Source organism: Pseudomonas donghuensis, from assembly GCF_000259195.1.
Classification (GTDB): domain Bacteria; phylum Pseudomonadota; class Gammaproteobacteria; order Pseudomonadales; family Pseudomonadaceae; genus Aquipseudomonas; species Aquipseudomonas donghuensis.
The window spans coordinates 1-3,182 of record NZ_JH650784.1 but is presented as its reverse complement, the minus strand read 5'-3'; the positions used below and the strand labels follow the sequence as shown (position 1 = coordinate 3,182).

3 protein-coding genes are annotated in these 3,182 nt (G+C 53.8%); 1 reads left to right on the top strand and 2 read right to left on the bottom strand.

Annotated features, from left to right (window positions below; all coding sequences use genetic code 11):
* Nucleotides 1-69 precede the first annotated feature (69 nt).
* Nucleotides 70-414: a hypothetical protein gene (locus tag UW3_RS0124275; protein ID WP_010226447.1), complete on the bottom strand. Its 345-nt coding sequence runs from the start codon at nt 412-414 to the stop codon at nt 70-72.
* Between the two features lie 399 nt (nt 415-813).
* Nucleotides 814-954: a KilA-N domain-containing protein gene (locus UW3_RS29955; RefSeq protein WP_258694605.1), complete on the bottom strand. Its 141-nt coding sequence runs from the start codon at nt 952-954 to the stop codon at nt 814-816.
* Nucleotides 955-1,329: 375 nt separating this feature from the next.
* Between UW3_RS29955 and UW3_RS0124265 the strand changes: the two genes are divergently transcribed.
* On the top strand, nt 1,330-2,901 hold the full coding sequence (locus tag UW3_RS0124265; protein ID WP_010226446.1) for a sensor domain-containing diguanylate cyclase: 1,572 nt from the start codon (nt 1,330-1,332) through the stop codon (nt 2,899-2,901).
* Nucleotides 2,902-3,182: the final 281 nt, after the last annotated feature.

Here is a 3,182-nt window from a genome sequence, read left to right as displayed (position 1 = left end):
GCGGCAGCCCCCGCCATACTTTTCTCCGGGCAATAAAAAGCCGCCCGAAGGCGGCTATACAAAATCTTTTTAGAGGCAGGATCGAACGGCCGCCTCTATTCCGCTGCGGCCTGGCATTGCAGACCACGCCATTCGCTGACGAAGGGTGACTGAGCTGCCCGAAGCGGTTTTCCTGATATCGAGTAATTCGTCGGCCATGTTGTTACCCGCTACCCACAGCCGATAGCCATCCTCTGTTTCTGCCATCGAAGCGTCTGTGCGAGACGCCTGCCATTTAGGGAAAACGCAAAGCGCGTACCGCTTCGGATCTTTCGCAGTGCTGGCAGTGATGCTCGGCTTGTTCTGCTCCAGGTCAGCAGTAGACACACACCCCGCCAGCAGCGCCACCGCCACCGCCCCAATCAGAATTCGCATGTGATCCCTCCTTGTTGGTGGCAGGAATCTGCCACCATCCGCAGGAAGCACCAAAAGCCCATATGGGCGGGGCAACTCAGCTCAAGGTATTTAGGCTACATCAAGCATCAGTTGCAGTTACTCCCGTCGGTATTCAACACGCCTAACACAGGCTTTTGCCAGCGCCAAGCCGCAAGACCTTTGTCTTGAAGGGTTGCAAGATCTTTTCTCTGGTCAAAAAAACCTGCAGGCGTTCTCAAACGGCTGTTTGGCCTCCAGATCGACATGCAGGATCGAATCAATCTGCATGGCGCACCAAACAGCGAATCAGATATCCAACCATTGTGCGAACCGGACGCCCAGCTTCGGGTGCAGTCAAGTGCCCCTGTGATATCTGCCACGACGGGTTTCTAAAAGTAACTAAGGATCACAATTAAGAACTTCGCCCAGTATCTTTAGATACTTGTTGGTCTCATCCTGCTTGAGCCTGTCGCCCGGACGCTTTCCGAAAGGCTTGGCGATTTCCGTAGCGTTGATCCATCCGTCCGAGTTGAAGCTGATTTCATTTCAGTCGTAGTCGAAAGGACGGGGGCGGAGATGCCCGAGCATGAGAAGCGGCGATTCGCCGAGGCGCTGGAGCATTGGGCCGTTGCGCTGGAGGCCAAGCGCGCGCATGAACGCGCCAAGGTCATAGAGTAGGCCTAGCAGATCGAGAAGCAACGCATCAGTCAAGCCTTCCACCATGAGATCGTATCCGCCCTCAGCGATATCAAAATGGTGGCTCACGAACAAATATGAGATGATCGACTCGAAACCATCCGCGTTTTGATGCAGAAGGCCTTACCGGATACGCCACAAGGCGCAAGGAAAGCGTGTTTAGCCTCATGGCGACGCCGCTTCACCAAATCGCATGCCTTTAGCATCCGGATACGCCAAATGCCCACACGGCCACGACCAAAACTCAATCTCCGCACTCTCCTGCTTGCGTTTGCGTTCATCTCTGCTTTCGCTACCCTTGCCAATACCTTCTGGGTGATGTTCAACACTCAGAAAGCGGAGCTTGTTGAAAACGCCCTTCAGTCCAACGAAGCCTATGCCTCCCGGATCGCCACAAGTGTGGAGGAGGTATTGAGTTCCGATCTGGATCGTCTACGCTACGCATCCACTTCTATCAGCGACTCCTTTGCAGACCAACCTACCTTAAAAAATGAGGCGCATCGCCTTTTAAGGCAGGACAACAGCTTCAACTCAGTACTTGTATCCAATGCCGAAGGGAGAATTATTGCGTCCGCACCGGACAACTTGCAGTTAGACGGACAAGTTCTTCAAAGTCGTTTGCCCCTATCGAGACGGGAACCGATGATCAGCGACGCATTCCATTCCCTTGCCGGTAATCTGGTAGTGTTCGTTTCCCACCCAGTTTTCAGCCGCAGTGGCGAATATCTTGGTCTTGTCGGCGGGAGCATCCGACTCGAGCAAAAAAACACCATTCAATCGCTGATGGACCTAAACGTCCGCGAAGACGGAGCTCATGTTTACCTGGTCGATAGCCAGCGGCGAGTTCTGTACCACCCTGACCCTAAGCGAATCGGAGCAGTCCTGTTAACTGAGCCTATTGTCGATGCAGCGCTAAAACAAAATCACGGCTCGATGCAGGCGGTAGACGAAAGTGGAACTGAGATGCTCGCCGGCTATACCAGTATCCCCAGTAGTCGTTGGGGGGTGATCTCGCAGCAGCCGCTTTCAATCATACAAGCGAGTCTCGAAGCTACGACTATCAAAGTTGCCAAAGGGGTTGCACCACTCGGTCTGTTTGGATTGCTGATGATCTGGTGGTTAGGATTGAAAATTTCTGTACCGCTTTCCCGCTTGGCGGAAAGTGCCAAGCGCCTGGATGCACCGGAAAGCTACGAGCGCATACATGCCATACCAGCCGACTATTTTGAAAGCTGGCAGATCCGCCGCGCGCTGCTCCTAGGAGCTAACCTACTGCAAGAAAAAATTGGGAGACTTAATCACCAAGCACAAAGCGACCCGTTGACCGGGTTAGCGAATCGCCGGGCAATGGAAGAAACACTAGCCCTATGGCAGGAAACTCTTAAAACCTTTGCGGCTGTTTCGGTGGACATCGACCATTTTAAACGAGTCAATGATACTTACGGCCATGGCGCTGGTGATGAAACACTACGCGCCGTGGCTCGTTTGATGAGACAAGCATCGCGTCCAGATGACATGCTCTGCCGCGTAGGTGGCGAGGAATTCCTTTTGCTATTGCCGAATAGCTCAATCTCTGCTGCGGCAGATGTTGCCGAGAGGCTGCGAGCAACGATCGAAGCCGCAGATCTCGACACAGTCGGTCATATCACGATATCGCTAGGCGTCGCTATTTGGAAAATGGGAGAGTCTATATCGACAACCTTGGAAAAAGCAGACCAGTTGCTATACCAAGCCAAGACGCAAGGACGTAATCGGGTGGTCTCTGAGAAAGGCCTAACATCAACGGCCTGAAGATGCCTTCATCGGCCAGGCTTTCCGGTATAACTACGGCTGTGGCCGTTCGGATTCTGGCGCTTTCCGCTGATGGTGAGCAAGTCCACCTCCCGCTCGCCATCCATGATCTTGATCACTGCCTCCGCGCCGCGGCGTCGGCCCCCTTCATCAAGAACAAGTCCCAGGTCGTCAGCATGTAGCGCTGCTGCATGTCCTTCTCCTGCGGCGTCCCGATGACGCAACACAAGGCGTGACCGGGCAAGCCAAGGTCTGTAGTGGTCTAATGATTCCGGACACCT